Source organism: Vibrio sp. 1457 (assembly GCF_033340195.1).
Taxonomy (GTDB): domain Bacteria; phylum Pseudomonadota; class Gammaproteobacteria; order Enterobacterales; family Vibrionaceae; genus Vibrio; species Vibrio alginolyticus.
Genome location: NZ_JAWOWA010000017.1, coordinates 37,034 through 54,133, shown reverse-complemented (window position 1 = coordinate 54,133; position 17,100 = coordinate 37,034). Strand labels below are relative to the sequence as shown.

General features: G+C 42.4%; 15 protein-coding genes. 9 read left to right on the top strand and 6 right to left on the bottom strand.

Annotated elements, in window-relative coordinates:
* Nucleotides 1-132 precede the first annotated feature (132 nt).
* Both ylqF and cqsA read left to right on the top strand, forming a co-directional pair.
* Nucleotides 133-1,077, top strand: coding sequence for a ribosome biogenesis GTPase YlqF (ylqF, locus tag R7Z41_RS17015; protein WP_005376521.1), 945 nt, complete (start codon nucleotides 133-135; stop codon nucleotides 1,075-1,077).
* 337 nt (nucleotides 1,078-1,414) lie between these two features.
* Nucleotides 1,415-2,596, top strand: coding sequence for an alpha-hydroxyketone-type quorum-sensing autoinducer synthase (gene cqsA / locus R7Z41_RS17010; protein ID WP_206969598.1), 1,182 nt, complete (start codon nucleotides 1,415-1,417; stop codon nucleotides 2,594-2,596).
* A 103-nt stretch (nucleotides 2,597-2,699) separates the two neighbouring features.
* On the opposite strand, the gene R7Z41_RS17005 is transcribed toward cqsA, so the two are convergent.
* A complete protein-coding gene (locus tag R7Z41_RS17005) occupies nucleotides 2,700-4,745 on the bottom strand; it encodes a response regulator (RefSeq protein WP_065275248.1) in 2,046 nt (681 codons plus the stop codon).
* Nucleotides 4,746-5,108: 363 nt separating this feature from the next.
* Here R7Z41_RS17005 and R7Z41_RS17000 point away from each other — a divergent pair, with 363 nt between their 5' ends.
* On the top strand, nucleotides 5,109-5,726 hold the full coding sequence (locus tag R7Z41_RS17000) for an HAD family phosphatase (RefSeq protein ID WP_318136388.1): 618 nt from the start codon (nucleotides 5,109-5,111) through the stop codon (nucleotides 5,724-5,726).
* 89 nt (nucleotides 5,727-5,815) lie between these two features.
* Here the strand turns inward: R7Z41_RS17000 and R7Z41_RS16995 are convergent, their stop codons facing one another.
* The gene (locus tag R7Z41_RS16995) at nucleotides 5,816-6,364 is read right to left on the bottom strand and encodes a GNAT family N-acetyltransferase (protein ID WP_005376525.1); all 549 of its coding nucleotides are present in this window, start codon (nucleotides 6,362-6,364) and stop codon (nucleotides 5,816-5,818) included.
* Nucleotides 6,365-6,635: 271 nt separating this feature from the next.
* Here R7Z41_RS16995 and R7Z41_RS16990 point away from each other — a divergent pair, with 271 nt between their 5' ends.
* Both R7Z41_RS16990 and dcuC read left to right on the top strand, forming a co-directional pair.
* A complete protein-coding gene (locus R7Z41_RS16990; RefSeq protein WP_005376527.1) occupies nucleotides 6,636-7,760 on the top strand; it encodes an acyl-CoA desaturase in 1,125 nt (374 codons plus the stop codon).
* A gap of 359 nt (nucleotides 7,761-8,119) precedes the next feature.
* Nucleotides 8,120-9,487, top strand: a complete 1,368-nt coding sequence (gene dcuC / locus R7Z41_RS16985; RefSeq protein ID WP_225478273.1) for an anaerobic C4-dicarboxylate transporter DcuC — start codon at nucleotides 8,120-8,122, stop codon at nucleotides 9,485-9,487.
* Between the two features lie 103 nt (nucleotides 9,488-9,590).
* On the opposite strand, the gene R7Z41_RS16980 is transcribed toward dcuC, so the two are convergent.
* Nucleotides 9,591-9,947 carry a hypothetical protein gene (locus R7Z41_RS16980; RefSeq protein ID WP_005376535.1) on the bottom strand — a complete coding sequence of 119 codons (357 nt, stop codon included), beginning with the start codon at nucleotides 9,945-9,947 and terminating at the stop codon, nucleotides 9,591-9,593.
* Nucleotides 9,948-10,523: 576 nt separating this feature from the next.
* Here R7Z41_RS16980 and R7Z41_RS16975 point away from each other — a divergent pair.
* The 4 genes from R7Z41_RS16975 to R7Z41_RS16960 all read left to right on the top strand — a co-directional run bounded on the left by R7Z41_RS16975 (nucleotide 10,524) and on the right by R7Z41_RS16960 (nucleotide 14,599).
* Nucleotides 10,524-11,756: an OFA family MFS transporter gene (locus R7Z41_RS16975; protein WP_017635352.1), complete on the top strand. Its 1,233-nt coding sequence runs from the start codon at nucleotides 10,524-10,526 to the stop codon at nucleotides 11,754-11,756.
* A 67-nt stretch (nucleotides 11,757-11,823) separates the two neighbouring features.
* A complete protein-coding gene (locus R7Z41_RS16970; protein ID WP_206969607.1) occupies nucleotides 11,824-13,437 on the top strand; it encodes a VRR-NUC domain-containing protein in 1,614 nt (537 codons plus the stop codon).
* A gap of 163 nt (nucleotides 13,438-13,600) precedes the next feature.
* Nucleotides 13,601-14,248 (top strand): AcfA family outer membrane beta-barrel protein, encoded by a 648-nt coding sequence (locus tag R7Z41_RS16965; protein ID WP_206969609.1) that lies wholly within the window; start codon nucleotides 13,601-13,603, stop codon nucleotides 14,246-14,248.
* A 15-nt stretch (nucleotides 14,249-14,263) separates the two neighbouring features.
* Nucleotides 14,264-14,599, top strand: a complete 336-nt coding sequence (locus tag R7Z41_RS16960) for a YgiW/YdeI family stress tolerance OB fold protein (protein WP_130546257.1) — start codon at nucleotides 14,264-14,266, stop codon at nucleotides 14,597-14,599.
* Nucleotides 14,600-14,680: 81 nt separating this feature from the next.
* Here the strand turns inward: R7Z41_RS16960 and yegS are convergent, their stop codons facing one another.
* The 3 genes from yegS to R7Z41_RS16945 form a co-directional block, all read right to left on the bottom strand.
* Nucleotides 14,681-15,583 carry a lipid kinase YegS gene (gene yegS / locus R7Z41_RS16955; RefSeq protein ID WP_206969611.1) on the bottom strand — a complete coding sequence of 301 codons (903 nt, stop codon included), beginning with the start codon at nucleotides 15,581-15,583 and terminating at the stop codon, nucleotides 14,681-14,683.
* Between the two features lie 8 nt (nucleotides 15,584-15,591).
* On the bottom strand, nucleotides 15,592-16,497 hold the full coding sequence (locus R7Z41_RS16950; protein WP_053349403.1) for a LysR family transcriptional regulator: 906 nt from the start codon (nucleotides 16,495-16,497) through the stop codon (nucleotides 15,592-15,594).
* A 172-nt stretch (nucleotides 16,498-16,669) separates the two neighbouring features.
* On the bottom strand, nucleotides 16,670-17,095 hold the full coding sequence (locus R7Z41_RS16945; RefSeq protein WP_005376542.1) for a bifunctional diaminohydroxyphosphoribosylaminopyrimidine deaminase/5-amino-6-(5-phosphoribosylamino)uracil reductase RibD: 426 nt from the start codon (nucleotides 17,093-17,095) through the stop codon (nucleotides 16,670-16,672).
* Nucleotides 17,096-17,100 lie beyond the last annotated feature (5 nt).

Below are 17,100 nucleotides of genomic sequence, written 5' to 3'. Positions count from 1 at the left end.
AACTCCGCGGTTTCGAGCAGCTTGAAGTAAACACAGTTTTAGAAAATGCGTTCTAGTATTGTATTACTCAAGACTCACATTGCTACTTTTACAACCGCTGGAGCATTAGAAAAATTAAGGTATTAAATTCAAATGGTTAATAACTCAATCCAGTGGTTTCCTGGCCACATGCACAAAGCACGTAAAGAGATCGAAGAAGCAATCCCTCAAGTGGATGTGATCATCGAAGTACTGGATGCTCGTATTCCTTTCAGTAGTGAAAACCCTTTGATTTCTCAAATCCGTGGTGACAAACCTGTCGTTAAAGTTTTGAACAAACGTGATTTGGCCGATCCAGAATTAACTCAACTGTGGATTGAGCACTTGGAGCAAGAGCAACATGTAAAAGCAATGGCGATCACGACTTCTGAACCACAAGAAGTGCATCGAATCATGGAGCTTTGCCGCAAACTTGCCCCACACCGAGAAGAAATTGGTAAAAACATTCGCACCATGATCATGGGCATCCCAAACGTTGGAAAGTCGACGATCATTAACACCCTCGCAGGTCGAACAATCGCTGTAACAGGTAACCAACCCGCGGTTACACGTCGTCAACAACGTATCAACCTGCAAAATGGCATCGTATTATCTGATACTCCAGGGATTTTATGGCCAAAAGTGGAAAATCCACACAGTGGCTTCCGCCTTGCGGCTACTGGCGCGGTAAAAGATACAGCGATGGAATATGACGAAGTCGCATTCTATACCATTGAATACCTAGCAGCTCATTATGCAGACAAACTTAAAGAGCGTTATCAAATTGAAGAGCTTCCAGAATCAGATATCGAGATCATGGAAGAAATTGGTCGTCGCCGCGGTGCACTACGTGCAGGTGGACGTGTTGACTTGCACAAAGTATCAGAGATCTTATTGCACGAACTTCGTCAAGGCACTTTGGGCCAAATTACATTAGAACGCCCAGAAATGATCACTCAAGAGCTGATTGAAGTCGAGATTGAAACCGCCCGTAAAGAAGAAGAGAAAGCGAAGCGTAAAGAAGAGCGTCGTAAGCGCTATTTACGTAATAAGCGATAAGCTTGTCTCTTATCTACTCATGTTTCAAGGCGCGATTTTCGCGCCTTTTTTGTTATCTAATGCGCCCATTTTTTTCACTTTTCAAACTTTATATTCCTCATCCAAAATCCCAGATATGAAGCACGAAAAAACACCGCAAAATCGCCGTATAAACTTTAAGCACAAACTAGTTTAGACCCCGGGCCCCTATAGAGTTACAGCCACCATCCAACCCTCAAATGTCGAGTTTGCAAGGGTCTGCAAACTTATGCAACCTGGTTAGTGACACTCTCCCCAAAATCCGCAATATGAATAAGTGTCAGCGCTGGCGTTTTTCCATATGAAGAAGAGATTTATTATGAGTGAAACTATACAAAGCAAACCACTTCCCTCCTTTATCGAGGAACGCCTAGATTTTTATATTCAAGATCTAATCGAACCGAATGAGAACAAAAAACACCTTGTTCTTGGTAAACGCCCACCGTGTAATGCCGTTGTCCTGCAAAGCAATGATTACCTTGCACTGTCTCATAATAAGGAGATTCAAAACGCGCATCGTGATGCGATTTCCCAGCACGATGACAACGTCGTGATGTCCGCGATTTTCTTACAAGACGATGAATCGAAACCTGTATTTGAAACGCAACTAGCCAGTTTCGTTGGTATGCCTAGTTGTCTACTTTCTCAATCTGGTTGGGCTGCGAATGTCGGTTTATTGCAGACTATTTGTGCACCGAACATACCTGTGTACATTGATTTCTTTGCACATATGTCTTTGTGGGAAGGCGCACGTATTGCCGGAGCACAAATTCATCCGTTCATGCATAACAACACCAGTCACCTAAGAAAACAGATTTCACGTCACGGTTCAGGGATCATTGTTGTGGATTCGGTTTACAGCACTATCGGGACCATCGCTCCTCTACGTGATATCTACGAAATAGCACAGGAGTTTGACTGCGGCCTGGTTGTAGATGAATCACACTCTTTAGGTACACACGGTCCACAAGGTGCGGGGATACTGCAGGGTCTTGGCTTAACTCATAAGGTAGATTTTATTACCGTTAGTCTTGCCAAGACATTTGCTTATCGTGCTGGCGCGATTTTAGGCCCAGAAAAACTGGCGAAGACGCTTCCATTTGTGGCGTACCCTGCAATATTTAGTTCTACCGTATTACCGCAAGAGATCATTCGGCTAGAGAAAACACTGGAAGTCATAAGAAAATCAGATGATAAGCGAGATATTCTGTTTGAAAGAGCCAAGTCTTTAGCCGTTGGTTTAAAACGCATTGGATTTACTATTCGCAGTGAATCACAAATTATCGCATTAGAATGTGGTAACGAGAGAAACACTGAGCGAGTCCGCGACTTTCTCGAAGAGCGAAATGTTTACGGCGCAGTGTTTTGCCGCCCTGCAACTGGAAGGAACAAAAACATCATCCGTTTTTCAGTCAATGCAGACATGACAGCTGCTGAAGTTGATCATGTACTCACTGTCTGCCAACAAGCATTTGCACACCCTGACTTAGAGTTTGTGTAAGTTAGTGTGTAGATAAAACTAAAGAGCTCAACAGTTTTGCTGAGCTCTTTATTCGTGTTATTCGTTGTGAGCAACTCGCCTCAAGAAAACAAGTCGCGAATGATTAGATCCAGTTTGCGATTTTATCGAACAAACGATTTTTATCCGCCGGTTTTACGATGAAGTCAGACATACCCGAAGACCCAATTTTGTCCAACGTGACAGGTGAACTATCCCCTGTATGTGCAATAATAGGTACCGACGCATAGTTTTTATCCGAGCTTCGAATTCGCCTAGACGCTTCTACACCATCCATAATTGGCATTTCGATATCCATCAGAATGAGATCAACATCTTCTTGCTCTAGTGTATCCAGAGCCTGCTGCCCGTCTTCTTTCTGAATCACTTCAAAGCCTTGCTTTTCAAGTAACATTGCCGTGAATTTACGCAAAGATTCATTATCATCCACGACCATAATTGTGCGCTTATTTGAATTATCTAACGTCACCGAGGCCGTTGGTGTCGGTACATAGCTTGAATCATATAAGAGACGCTCAATAGTTGGTTTAGTATTCAATAACCAGGCTTGCGTTTCGATCCAAATAGGTTCATATGCAGCCTTACGTGCTCTCTGAGTCGGATGATGCTCAAAAAGATAAACTATGCGTGCTTCAGTGAAAGACAAGAGAGATTCTAATCTATCCAATTGGTTTGCTCTTGGATCTAAGCTCTCAAGATCGATAAAAATCAGATCGAATTCGAACTCGTACTCTTTCTTTTTGAGTACTTGGTTGGCATCTAAAATCGTCGAGTCAAAGCCCATAAAACGGCTAATATCTGTTACTTTAGACACCAAGATATCTTGGCTAGTCACCGTTAGAATGGTTTTGAGTTTAGTCAGATCGTTTTTGATTTCAGTAACGGTATCAGATGTCGTTAGTGGGAAAGTTAACGTAAATTGAGACCACTCCCCTAACTGAGATTGACACTCAATGTTCCCCCCAAATGAACGCATGACTTTTTTACAAAACGGTAGACCCAAACCATAACTTCCTGATTTGCCAGTGGTGTAAAAGTCTTGAAAGATATTGCGTAGAACATCAGGAGCAATGCCAGCACCATTATCGGTTACAACAATTTGATTAAAGCGTTCTGAACTTATCATGGATACATGTATGTGAAAATCTTCAGATTTACGGTGATGGAAGGCATTCTTGAAGAGGTTATACATAACGTATTTAAGTAATGTATCACTACCTAGAAACTCAAACTCACTTCTCGCATCCAGCGATATGGCAAACCGATCAGTGGCACGTTTATAACTGAAGCTTTCAATTGCCTGTTCAACGACCGAGTGAACTGAATATTTTTTGAAGCTAGAACGAGAAACTCGATTTTCATCAATCGAAGTTAGCAATAAATCGATGGTTTCATTACCCGATTGGATAATGTTCATTGCATCCTGACTCACTTCACGTAATAAGGTGACATCCTCTACACTCATGACGTACTGCTCTTTTCCTGCCTCTTTCATGTTGGGCAAGATCGACTGGATAACATCTATTGAAGTGCAAAGCCCACTCAACGGGTTACGCATTTCATGTGCGATCCCTGCCCCGAATGATTTTGCCAGCGAGACTTTCGCTTCATGTTCAACTTGGTTACGAAAATAGAACAAATTACCGAAGACATAAATAAACAGAAAGATTGGCACATGAGTCCAATCCATGGTCAAGTCAAGATGGAACCCTTTTGCAACCCAAGCGAAGAATGTTGCTAAACCTATCCCAGCAAAGGTTTGAGCAAACATGACCCTAGTAACATGAACCAGTAAAATGTGTAAGAAAATTGCAGACATAAACGACATAACCCATACATTGGACCAGTCATTCATCAGTAACATATAAAAAAAGAAAAACGGTAAGCACAGCGTTATCGTCACTTGGTAGTAAATAGGAACATAATCTCTCCAAGTCGATGATAAGCGGTTTCTAAAAATGATGCCGAAAAACAATAACGAGCAAAACAATCTAAGAGATAAATTTTCATAAGCCTGTGGAAAGGCAAACTCCCAGACAAAGTAGTACAGCGGAAAGCCAAGAAACCCCATCCAGCCAACGAGAGTTAGGTTTGGTTCTGCATATTGATAAACCTTACGTATCGAGTCCATATAATCTGTTTTGCTTACTCCGCCTGACGCACAATAGTGTGATTTTGATTCACTTTTATCGTTTTATTATTAACTAATTATATATTAATCATCATTTATAAGCAGCGCGAAATGACGTAAACAGCTCGCAATACTTATCTTTAGTTTCAATCTTTTAAGACAGCTACACTTGATTTACAACCAAATAAACAAAGTTGCATATAGTTTAGTGCAATTTTGCGATAATCGCTCTGTATCCAATTGGATGTTAATCTCATTTTGTGTAAGAAACTTAAGTCGCGCCTTTGGCACGACTTTCCAACGATTCAAAAACAGCACTCACCGCATATAGCGTGGTGAAGAACAATTGGCTTGGGGTGTGTTATGAATTCTGTCCAGATAAAAAATGTCATTTTTGATGTAGGTAATGTGTTGGTACGCTGGTCTCCAGTAGAAATCGTTCGCTTAACATTTGGTGGTTCCGTAGAATCAGAGAAAATGGCTCAGATGCTATTTTCATCACAAATCTGGAAAGATTTAAATAAAGGGACGATCTCCGAAAGGGAAGCAAAACAGCGTTATCAACGTGAACACCAAGTAACGACGGAAGAAATGGACCGCTTCTTTTATTATGTAAAACACACTCAAATACTACTTTACGGCAGTATAGAGCTGTTAAAACGAGTAAAAAGTGCCAGATATGGCGTATATGCGCTCACAGACAACATCAACGAAATTGTGGAACATCTTCGTACTACCTATGAGTTTTGGCCACTGTTTGATGGAGCAATCATCTCTTCTGAATTTCAATTACTAAAACCACAAGCGGAGATCTACCAAACTCTACTTTCAAATTATCAGCTTAACCCCGAAGAGACAGTATTTATTGATGACATGCCTTACAATGTTGAAGGTGCCCGAGCAGTTGGCATGGCTGCTATTCAGTTTGAAAATGCTCAGCAATGTGAGCTCGAACTAAAAGCCATGGGGGTTAACTTCTAGAAAGCTTTTAATAAAACATAACGTTAGGGTGCATAAACAAAAAAGAGCAGTGTTGAGACTGCTCTTATCTAATGTTTTAGAACGCTAGGTTAGGAGTAAATCACGTTTTCCTCAATCCCACTAACTAATGACTGGGCGTTCTTCCAACGGAATACTTTTTCTAACACCTCTTTGCCATCAGGTGCGCGCCAAGTTCGCTCTTGATCCTCTTGTCCACCAATGTGGCGATAGAATTCAATCGCAGAAATGTTTTGCGACACAACTTCTAAATAAAGACCTGTGTCTTTAAAGTACTGCTGTTGCCATTCTGCGACAGCAAGTAATAGCTGCTTACCAATCCCACGACCACGGTAACTGTCATCAACATGCAATGCGTCAATAAAGGTTCCACGCTCGAAATCATGGTTGCCGAACACACAAACAAAGCCAAGTAGCAAACCTCCCTCCTCCGCCAAGACAATGTGCTGATTGAATGGTGGGTTGGTCAAACGGGTTTGCCAAATCAGTAGTTTGTCGTCAATCGCTTCTTTCTCAAGATAGTTATCACTAAGAATGCCACGGTAATGACGCTTCCAGCTATCCGCATGAAGATGTGCAATGCGCTCGTAGTCCTTATATTCCGCTAATCGTAAATCCATTACGTATTCCTATTTTCTTACATTTTTGCTTCTTTATAGAGTCTCGGTATATTCCACCTTTATAACACTTGTTTCTTGGCAGATTTTATACACCTTAAGCCAGAGCTCATTTTTTAATACTACTCATTATTCAATTAAAAGCAAAATATCCCATCAAGTTCCTTAATCTACACCCAAAGGAATAGTCACATTTGTCTAACTTTAATTTGACTTACATGTGTACGCTGATATTCTGGCGAACAGTTGTTAGCTCAAAGTTAGGGATACACCTGTGACTCAAAACAAACCACCTGTTATCTGGTTGAATACATTAATATTTTCTGCCAGTTTTGTTCTGACTTTTATTGTAATGCCTTGGTATGCATATCATTTTGGACTGGGTTGGGAACATCTAATTTGGGGAGTGATTGCATTTAGTTTTACTAACCTTTCTATTACAGCAGGCTATCATCGTCTCTGGAGCCACAAAACATACGAAGCTCATCCTATTTTGCGCGCCATTTTTGCGATTGGAGGAGCATTTTCTTTGCAAAATAGTGCATTACATTGGTCTTCTGATCATCGTGTGCATCACAAACATGTCGACAATAACGATAAAGATCCGTACTCAGCCAAGCGGGGTTTTTGGTATTCTCACATTGGGTGGATGTTACGTGATTACAATAAATCAAAGGAAAACGAATATACAAACTGCCGTGACCTAAAGCGCGACAAAATCGTCATGTGGCAGCATAAGTATTATGTTCCACTTGCCCTACTGACTAATATTGGTTTCCCAGTCATACTAGGACTGATCTACGGTGATATCTGGGGGATGTTATTGGTCGTTGGTGCAGCTCGACTCTTTATGAGTCACCATACAACTTTTTTCATTAACTCCCTCGCACATATTTGGGGTAAGCAAACTTTCACAGACAAAAACACTGCTCGCGATAATGGTGTACTCGCCTTTTTCACATTTGGAGAGGGTTACCATAATTTCCATCATATTTTCGAGAATGACTATCGCAATGGCGTGTATTGGTGGCATTACGACCCAACGAAGTGGTTGATAAAGTCATGTTCTTGGCTAGGACTCACATCTAAGTTGCGCACAACGCCTACATTTAGAATTGAAAAAGCCCGTGCGAGTCAACTTTTGAAGAAAGCAAGAGAAAAGCTAGAATCGAAACCGAACACGCAAACAATCCTCGATCAGCTACAGCACGAGTTTGATACTTTAGTTCATCACATGCAGGAATACTACGAGATGCGCAAAGAAGTACTCGGTGCCAAAACTGCCAGTGTGGTAAAAAAATACGAATGTTCTGTAACGAAAATGAAGTACCAGCAAATTAAAGCAGAGTTCGAACGGCAGCAACGTAGTTGGAACCTTATGGTTCGTCGATACGCATAGTTTATCCTCATTCTTACGATTACTTAGCTTCGCTTCGGCGAAGCTTTTTTGTTGTGAAGAGTGTTTTCCAATAATTGCTTACTGAGTAAAGTCTTTTTCCTATTGTGAATCAATTCACTCTTTATTCATTCACTTTCCTAGTCATATTTTCCTTCCTATAAATAGCTTCAAACCAGCACGTAACACTTAGAAAACCAAATTCCAACAATACAATCTAACGAAATTATTTATTAAATTATTATTTGTCTCAGATCATGCAAGCCCCATATTTGTCTCGTGCCACAGCTAAGAATTCTGTAAATTCCTTGTCATAAACTGAAACAGTTTCTTTCTTTTTTACATAACATTCGGAGATCCCTATGTTAGAGCTCTTAATTGGCTTAGTGGTTACCATTGCGGTGGGTTACTTTATTGTCAAAGGCTATAAAGCTGCGGGCGTGTTACTGACCGCTGGTATTGCTTTACTTCTTATGACTGGCGTTTTGGGGCACGACGTGCTGCCGTCAAAAATCACCTCAACTGGTAACATGGTGACAGATGCGCTTGAATACGTGAAATACATGCTTCAATACCGCGGTGGCGGTCTTGGTATGCAAATCATGCTGCTTTGTGGTTTTGCGTCATACATGACTCATATCGGCGCGAACAACGTGGTAGTGAAACAGTTCTCTAAACCGCTTTCTGTCATCAAGTCTCCTTACGTCCTTTTGGTAGCGGCTTACATTGTGGCGTGTTTAATATCTCTTGCGGTAAGTTCTGCAACAGGCCTTGGCGTACTATTAATGGCGACATTATTCCCAATGATGGTCGCGATGGGCATTTCTCGTCCAGCAGCCGTTGCAGTGTGTGCCTCTCCAGCGGCAATCATCCTTTCTCCGACTTCTGGTGATGTTGTTATCGCAGCAGAAAAGTCTGGTTTAGAGCTTGATGTGTTTGCGGTACAAACTGTGTTGCCTGTTTCTATTTGCGCAATCATCGTCATGGCAGCGGCAGCGTTCTTCTGGAACAAATACTTAGATAAGAAAGAAAATACACCAATGGAAAAAATTGATGTATCAGAGATCAAAGCTGACGCGCCAGCGTTTTATGCAGCTCTTCCATTTCTACCTATCATCGGCGTTTTCCTATTCAACGGTCGTACCATTCCAGGACTTAGTCTAGACATCTACACTATTGTGGTTGGTTCGATTTTCCTTGGAGCTCTGATCCATTATGTTGTAAATAAGTTCGATGGTAAGAAATCACTAGAAGATTTAGATTCTTGTTACGCAGGCATGGCTGACGCGTTCAAAGGCGTTGTGATGCTTTTGGTTGCCGCAGGGGTTTTTGCACAAGGTCTGATGTCTATCGGTGCTATCGATAACCTACTTCATCTAGCAGATAATGCTGGTGCAGGCGGCGTTGCTTTAATGCTTATTCTAACTGCATTGACAGTTGCAGCAGCAATTGCAACGGGTTCGGGTAACGCGCCTTTTTATGCGTTCGTGGAGTTAGCACCATCTTTGGCTGCGAAAATGGGACTAAACCCTGCTTTCCTAATTATCCCGATGCTTCAAGCATCAAACCTAGGCCGTACTATCTCACCAGTATCTGGCGTAATCGTTGCGACATCAGGTATGGCAAACATCAGCCCGTTTGAGGTTGTAAAACGCACATCCGTTCCAGTTCTAGCAGGCCTTATCACGGTGATTATTGGTACTATGGTGCTTGTTCCAATGAGTGCCTAACGGTATTGCCACGATCAAACTAAAAGCAATATCCGAACAAAATTACGTTTAATTAAAAACGCCAGCAAATGTGCTGGCGTTTTTTTTATTCTAATGTGTTGATTTACGCTGACTTAAATCGGTCAGGAATCTTAGTGATGCTCTCTCTGTAGCTAAACCATAAGTAGGTAACGGCAAGCGAAAAGAATAAATATGAAAGTGCGAATACGATTGGAGACGTGATTAATTCCGCGGACATTCCCCACATCACACCGACTACGGTTATCGTCAACTTAGAAAGCATACCGCAAATGAGTAGGAATAAAGCAAGCTGTGGAAAGCGCGAGCTGCGAAATGCGAAGAAATAACAGCTACCTACCGCTAAAGAAGCAATAGATAAGCCCAACATAAATGAATGGATGTGGTCTGCTGATGCGATACCAGCGGATACCGAAGCCATGAGTAATAGGAACAGTTTCATAAGTCACCTCACAACAAATCTAAAAAGCATCCCTTCATAAATGAAAACTCATTTTTCACTATATTCTGCGCCTAAAATCAGCAATTACAAGTTACTTTTTTGCTCACTTAATGTACATAAAAGCTAATCAGCTTCAATTATTACAAAAGGTTAACAATTAAAAATTAGGAAACCCTTTGCATCTGATACTTACGACAGTCAGATGATAAATTCGCCATTTTTGTTACAGATGGTTAACATGGAAACATTTAGAAATTTTTTATTTGAAATGTGAACTGTGCACTCAACAGCGTAAAACCTCTCTCTCTTGACTCATCATTCGTTATTAGCGAACAAAAAACATCACTTTTTTACAACGTTCTTACTACATACAAAACCATGAATTCACATCCACTTTTAATGTTGCAAATTATTTTATCAGTAACCGTAAAAAGAGATTCCAATCACATATTTATTGGTTATAATCCGCGCTCATTGCGTTAAACGTTGAAAAACGCAAACTAATTTTGAGAAAAAACATCTTTAAACCAACCTTCTTTGCGGCATTGCCAATAAGAGGAAAAACTGAGAATAAAAATGAGCAAGATTGATAAAGCTATGCGCATCCTGTTAGCAGGGTTCTGTATCAACCTTTGTCTTGGCATCCTGTATGCTTGGAGTGTATTCAACAAGGCACTGGTAACTGAATCAGGCTGGAGTGCTGCAGAAGCTTCTGCACCTTACGCAACTGCAACCATCACTTTCTCTATCTGTCTTCTTATTGCAGGTATTCTTCAAGACCGCATGGGCCCTCGAATGATCCTTATCCTAGGTACTGTTCTTACAGGTCTGGGCATGATCGCGTCTGGCTTTGTTGACACTCCACTCATGCTGAACATTACCTTCGGTGTGATCACAGGTGCAGGTATCGGTTTTGGTTACGCATGCCTATCACCTTCTGCGATGAAGTGGTTCCACGCTTCGAAGAAAGGTATGGTTAACGGCATTATTGCGGCAGGTTTTGGTCTAGCGGCTATTTACCTTGCGCCAGTAACTTCTGCGCTAATAGACAGCATGGGCATTCAAACTAGCTTTATGGTTCTTGGTGTTGGTATCCTAGCGATTGCGGTTCCTCTTGCAGCAACCATCAACAACCCACCAGCAGACTACACACCTGCGGAGCCTAAAGTAAAAGAAGGCCAAGCACCTAAAGCGGTGAAAAAGTCAGATGACTTAACTTGGAAAGCAATGTTGAAAACACCACAGTTCTACTCTCTATGGATCATGTACGCGTTTGCAGCTTCTGTTGGTCTAATGATCATTGGTAACATCACGACAATCGCAAGCGTTCAAGCAAACTTGCCAAACGCGGTTTACCTAGCGTCTATTCTTGCTGTATTTAACTCTGGCGGTCGTGTTGCCGCGGGTATGCTTGCAGATAAAATCGGCGGTGTTCGTACGCTTCTACTCGCGTTCGTTCTACAAGGCGTAAACATGGTGCTGTTCGCGACGTTCGACTCTGAGTTTACACTGATCATCGGTACAGCAATCGCAGCGGTAGGTTACGGCACACTTCTAGCGGTATTCCCTACTCTAACGGCTGAGTTCTACGGTCTGAAAAACTACGGCACTAACTACGGCGTGCTTTACACAGCATGGGGTATCGGTGGTGCAATCGGCGCAGCGGTTGTTGGTTTCTCGATGACAAATGGCGACGGCTACACCTTGGCTTACACAATTTCTTCAGCAATGATGGCAGTATGTATCGTACTAGCGTTCATCACTAAGCCATTGTCTGAAGCGAAAGTAGCACAGCTAAAAAACGCATAATTGCGAATTGATTTGATAGCGAAAAGGCTTAACCTATGGGTTAAGCCTTTTTTGTTATCGGTCGTTTATGGAAAGCCCTATCGAACTTGCACCAGACTACTATCTAGAGAACTTCTTCAAGCTGACTCATCACGCAATAACTTGGTACAGCGATTTACTGGCCAAGGAAGAACACGCATGGCTTTGCTCGTTTGATTCTTTGAGCAAACACGCCCAGTGCCTTTTGGTGCGTTTATACAGCCGAAAGGGATGTTGGTTTCGAAGTGATAAGCTGAGTTATCAAGAAATACCTTCTATCAATGAAGCACTGGCAGAATTGAGTCAGCATGAGTTTGTAGCCCTTTCCCCACCCCTTTCTCATCAAGAGTTAGCGGCTAATTTACTGACCAAACCAGAAATCTCCACGCTTTATCCCGAACTGCCGAAATCACTCAAGAAAGACGCCCTTGTCGAACATTTGAGTAATACGGAATTTGATCGTATAGAGCGGCTTGAGTTTACGATCGTCAAACTCAATTCTGCTCATATGATCGACGTGTTACTCACTCTGTTTTTTGCCAACACCCATCAAGACTTAAGTCAGTTTGTGCTTGATGACTTAGGTTTGCATCAGTTCGAGCAATATCAATTGAGTAAAGTGCGCCGTTTCTTTGATTCACGTGAGCAAATAGACCGCTTAATTGAACTGAGCCAGTTGGCCAACCTGTACTGGCAATTTGACCGAAAAGACAAAGCCAATCTCGACTTATTAATTGAGGCAATGCCTCAGCCGGTTAAACACCGTTACGTAGATCGTAAACGCGAGCACATGTTGAATGACATAGCACGTGATTACGAACGGCTTAATGATCTAGAGACCGCCCTATCTCTATTTGGCCAAACTCAACTCACACCGAGCCGAGAACGACGCGCACGTATCTATGACAAATTAAACCATGATGATTTATTTTGTGACATTGTCACAGATATGCTTAACTCACCGATCGATGTGTCTGAGCTCGAAGTTGCACAAAAACTTGAGCAACGGTTAAAACGAAAACAAGGCGAGAAAGTGCCAAGAGTGACGAAGCCAACCTGTACGGAATACCGCCTTGAACTGGATTTATCTCAACAGAGAGTCGAACTCGCCAGCAAAGCGTATTTTGAGTCCTTAGGCTGGACAGTATTTTACACCGAAAATGCACTGCTTAATGCATTACTTGGTCTCACTTTTTGGGATGCGATTTTCGCTCCCATCGAAGGCGCATTCATCAATGCCTATCAACATCGTCCTCTGGATTTGTACCATTCTGATTTTGTTACCAAGCGCCAAGCTTTGATAGATGCGGCGTTTGACGAATTGGAAACGGGTAACACTCATACGTTATTGACAAAGTACGATGAGAAGTTTGGTATCAGCAATCCATTTGTGCATTGGAGCTTAATAAGTAAAGAACTACTCGAAACAGCACTCGATACAATCCCAACTAACATGTTGATGGCGCTATTTAAAATACAATTGAGTGACCTAAAGCTTTACCGCAATGGGATGCCTGATCTGATTGCTTTTAAAGGAAACGAGTTCGAATGGATTGAAGTAAAAGGGCCGGGCGATAAACTCCAAGACAACCAATGGCGTTGGATTAAAGAGTTTACTCGCCTTAATGTGCCATTTGCGGTGTGTTACGTCGCCGCAAGTTAACTCTCTTTATATAAAGAGCTTGGCGCATATTCATTAAAACAATTTCTTTTTTACCGCACCTTGCTCTTTTTCTGAAATATTTTTGTTTCTTCACGATCACTTCACGCTTCATCACACACAATGCGCTTCTACTCATTAAGTTGATTTGAAGAGGCAAATAAAAATGAACAAAACCATTCTTGCGTTACTCGTTACCTGCTCAGTTTCGGTATCTGCGGCTCCTTATGTAGGTCTGGAATATGGACTAGGCACCACTGACCATGACTTGGAACCTCACTTTTCATCTGAAAATGTAACACTTAACCCAGAACTTGAGGATGGTATTTTCTTAGGATTTATCGGTTACTCGTTTAATGACAATTGGGCAATTGAGCTAGGTTACAGCCAGTTTGACCTTGATGACGGCCGTTCTAAGAACCTTGGTATCAAGACAATTGATGGCAAAGATTACCATCATGAAATGGATTGGGATTCCTCTATCACAGCCAAACAAGTCTCGCTAGCACCAGTGTTTAGCTATGCATTAAGTGATAAATGGACAACAAAATTCAAAGCGGGTTTAACTTACACGCAATACGACGCCAAGGTTGCTCAACATCAAGAATATGAGCTTGTCGCGAATGACGATGTGGAAATAAGCAACACGCTTTTCCATAGCTCGAAGAAAAGCAACGAGTTAGGCGCAATGTTCTCTGTGGGCGCGGAATACCAAGTGTTGCCAAAGCTCACCATTGGCGCAAACGCTAAATACCAACTAGACAGCTACGCAAACACTGCATCCTTTAACGTAGGCACAGCTTATTACTTCTAATATAAGGAGATGACAATGAAAAGAGTATTGTTAACATCCATGCTTGCCCTACTTTCAAGCTCGGCTTTCGCCGCGTTTAATGGTCCAGAAGTCAGTGCAATCAATACGGTGAAAGAGGCGCGCAACGCAACCGACGACAGCGCTGTAGTGCTAACCGGGCATATTGTTCAATCATTTGGTAACGAGACTTACTTGTTCAAAGACAACACTGGTGAGATCGAAGTAGAGATCGACAACGAAGATTGGATGGGTCAAGAAGTGACACCAAAAGATACCGTAATGATTCGAGGAGAGGTTGACGCAGATTGGACAACTACGCAGATAGACGTTGAGACAATTCAAAAACGTTAAGAAGCTGACTGATACCTCAACACAAATAACACAGCCACATTTTAGTGGCTGTGTTACGCAATAATCATGGAAAACGCTCGTTTAGCTAGTCAAGCAAGGACAATCTTGCGGTACGACTAATCGTATACTCTTAGGCTGAACATCAAATCTAATGGTTCTCGAATGATAAGGTTCTCCATCTAAATTAAGAGGTAATGGATTCGGGAAGTCTATCTCCAACCAGCTTGCTCTTGTGTACTTCACAAACTCTCCTTTCTCACTCGGGTTATTGATCTCGTCGATTACTTTAGGCAGCTCATGAGGTAAAAATGGGCGCACCAATGTTAGATCCATCAGCCCATCATTAATCATCGCTTTTGGAGCTAACTCTTGCCCACCTCCAGCAAGGCGCCCATTACAAAACGCACCGAGCAACATTTCTCCCTGATACGCACCACCTTCAATCGTTATTGTTCCGTCATATGGTTTAAAGCCAAGTGCTTTTACAACACCAGTTAGCGTGTAAGCTCCGCCGCCAAGAAAGTTTTTGAGTTCAACAGGCGTTTCTGCTGTAACTTCTGCGCCAAACCCTGCTGTTGCCACGTTAATAAAGCAGCGATCGTTCGCTTTGACGCAATCGACCAAAGCGGACTGCCCCTCAACAGCAAGAGATAAAGACGCCTTAATGGAATTAGGTACTTGAATAGCGGTAGCAAAGTCATTGGCGGTACCAAGGGGAATAATGGCTAACTCAGGGCGTTTTTCTTCGTCAATTTGAATAACCGCAGAAGCCGCCTCATTGACGGTCCCATCGCCACCAGCGACAACAATACGTTCAATGCCTTCATCAACCGCTTCTTTCACTAGCCGCGGCATGTCTTGAGATTCCCACGTCACACGCACCTGCACGTCGATGCCTTTGTCTCTCATTTTCATGATTGCATCTCTTAACTCTGGATTCCCAGCTTTTTTTCCGTTAAGGATGGCACGTATTGTCTTTTTCATTGCACTTCCTATTGGTTGATGACTTTTCCTGCTTGCTTAATCTGTGAACGCAACCACTGATGGGCGCTGTCGTTTGTGCGACTAGGATGCCAGATTGTACAAAGCTCATACATTTGTTCATCAAATGGCATTGATAAAGATTTAACATGATAGGTGTTATTGAACAAGTTGATCATCGACTCTGGCATTAAACCAATGTATTCACTACCACAAATAATTGGGAGCATTTCTAATACGCCTGAGGCTCGATACTTAATCTTTCTCTTATCCAAGTCGACAATGTCATCGGCGTTTAACAAGCTCTTACGACTCTGCCACTGCGAAACCACTACGTGTTCTTCTTCAAAAAATTGTTCAGCCGTAATCTCGTCATTCAGGCGTGGATGCGTTTCGCTACATACCACCACCAAACGCTCCGTAAGTACAGTTTCCAGTTTTAGCACCGTTCTTGCTCTTGGTGTGATATCAATGATCAAATCGTATCGTTGTAACCGCAGATCACTTTCAAAATCTTCCGTAAAAAGCGGATGTACTTCTAATGCAACATTTGGCGCCGACACACGGATTTGTTTCATGACTTGAGGTAGCAACTCAAAACTTGCAACGGACACACAGGCAATAGAAAACACTCTATTCGACACTTTAGGGTCAAACTCACTAGAGGCCGATAATGTCGAAGTGAAATTTTGTACTGAAGCTAGAAGAGCAGGATAAATATCCATCGCAAACGAGGTAGGCTCGACACCTTTAACGCAACGATGAAACAATGGATCATCGTAGATATCACGTAGCCTTGCTAGCGCTTTACTCACCGCAGGCTGGGTGATGTTTAAACGCGCCGCCGCCCGAGACAAGTTACGCTCTTCATAGATGGCAGTGAAAATGGGAATAAGATTAAGGTCGGTCGGTTTCATGCTATTAAATTTTTCAAAAGTCACTTTCTCTATTTTAATCTAACAGCATGATCCTTCACGTAGCCAAGTGCAATAAATGGGCGGTATCGCTTGTTTTAATGAGTTTTAACTCAATTTTGACGCACTTCATTCACCACATAAACTGGCACCATAGTGCAACGTAAAGCTTGACTTAGGCTTTGCCTAGGTAAGGGGTAAGAAACTCGCTGACTTCCTCGCCGCATAAACCAGTTTCTACCTCTATACCTGCTTGTTTTAGAATCTCGATACCTCGACCACTGTTGCGTGGGTCGGGGTCCAATATGGCTACGACGACTTTGCTTATGCCGGATTTGACTAATGTCACCGCGCAAGCTGGCGTGCGACCAACAAACGAACACGGTTCCAGCGTAACGTATGCCGTCACCGATTCTAACGAGCCTTGATACGCATTCAGCGCTTCCACTTCCGCGTGATTGCCACCAATCGCTTGAGTATGACCTTCAGAAACGATTTGATTGTCTTTCACTAACACGCAGCCAACCGGCGGGTTGGGTTGACATTCAGGAAGCGCATTTTTGGACACTTCCAATGCGCGGCGCATAAACTCTTGGCTCATTTGAA

Excerpts from the sequence above, each read along its gene's own strand:
- R7Z41_RS16960 (WP_130546257.1), top strand. The coding sequence starts at position 14,264 with ATGAAAAGAGTATTGTTAACATCCATGCTTGCCCTACTTTCAAGCTCG.
- R7Z41_RS16970 (WP_206969607.1), top strand. The coding sequence starts at position 11,824 with ATGGAAAGCCCTATCGAACTTGCACCAGACTACTATCTAGAGAACTTC.
- R7Z41_RS16950 (WP_053349403.1), bottom strand. The coding sequence starts at position 16,497 with ATGAAACCGACCGACCTTAATCTTATTCCCATTTTCACTGCCATCTAT.
- cqsA (WP_206969598.1), top strand. The coding sequence starts at position 1,415 with ATGAGTGAAACTATACAAAGCAAACCACTTCCCTCCTTTATCGAGGAA.
- R7Z41_RS17000 (WP_318136388.1), top strand. The coding sequence starts at position 5,109 with ATGAATTCTGTCCAGATAAAAAATGTCATTTTTGATGTAGGTAATGTG.
- R7Z41_RS16975 (WP_017635352.1), top strand. The coding sequence starts at position 10,524 with ATGAGCAAGATTGATAAAGCTATGCGCATCCTGTTAGCAGGGTTCTGT.
- R7Z41_RS16945 (WP_005376542.1), bottom strand. The coding sequence starts at position 17,095 with ATGAGCCAAGAGTTTATGCGCCGCGCATTGGAAGTGTCCAAAAATGCG.
- R7Z41_RS16995 (WP_005376525.1), bottom strand. The coding sequence starts at position 6,364 with ATGGATTTACGATTAGCGGAATATAAGGACTACGAGCGCATTGCACAT.
- R7Z41_RS17005 (WP_065275248.1), bottom strand. The coding sequence starts at position 4,745 with ATGGACTCGATACGTAAGGTTTATCAATATGCAGAACCAAACCTAACT.
- yegS (WP_206969611.1), bottom strand. The coding sequence starts at position 15,583 with ATGAAAAAGACAATACGTGCCATCCTTAACGGAAAAAAAGCTGGGAAT.
- dcuC (WP_225478273.1), top strand. The coding sequence starts at position 8,120 with ATGTTAGAGCTCTTAATTGGCTTAGTGGTTACCATTGCGGTGGGTTAC.
- ylqF (WP_005376521.1), top strand. The coding sequence starts at position 133 with ATGGTTAATAACTCAATCCAGTGGTTTCCTGGCCACATGCACAAAGCA.
- R7Z41_RS16965 (WP_206969609.1), top strand. The coding sequence starts at position 13,601 with ATGAACAAAACCATTCTTGCGTTACTCGTTACCTGCTCAGTTTCGGTA.
- R7Z41_RS16980 (WP_005376535.1), bottom strand. The coding sequence starts at position 9,947 with ATGAAACTGTTCCTATTACTCATGGCTTCGGTATCCGCTGGTATCGCA.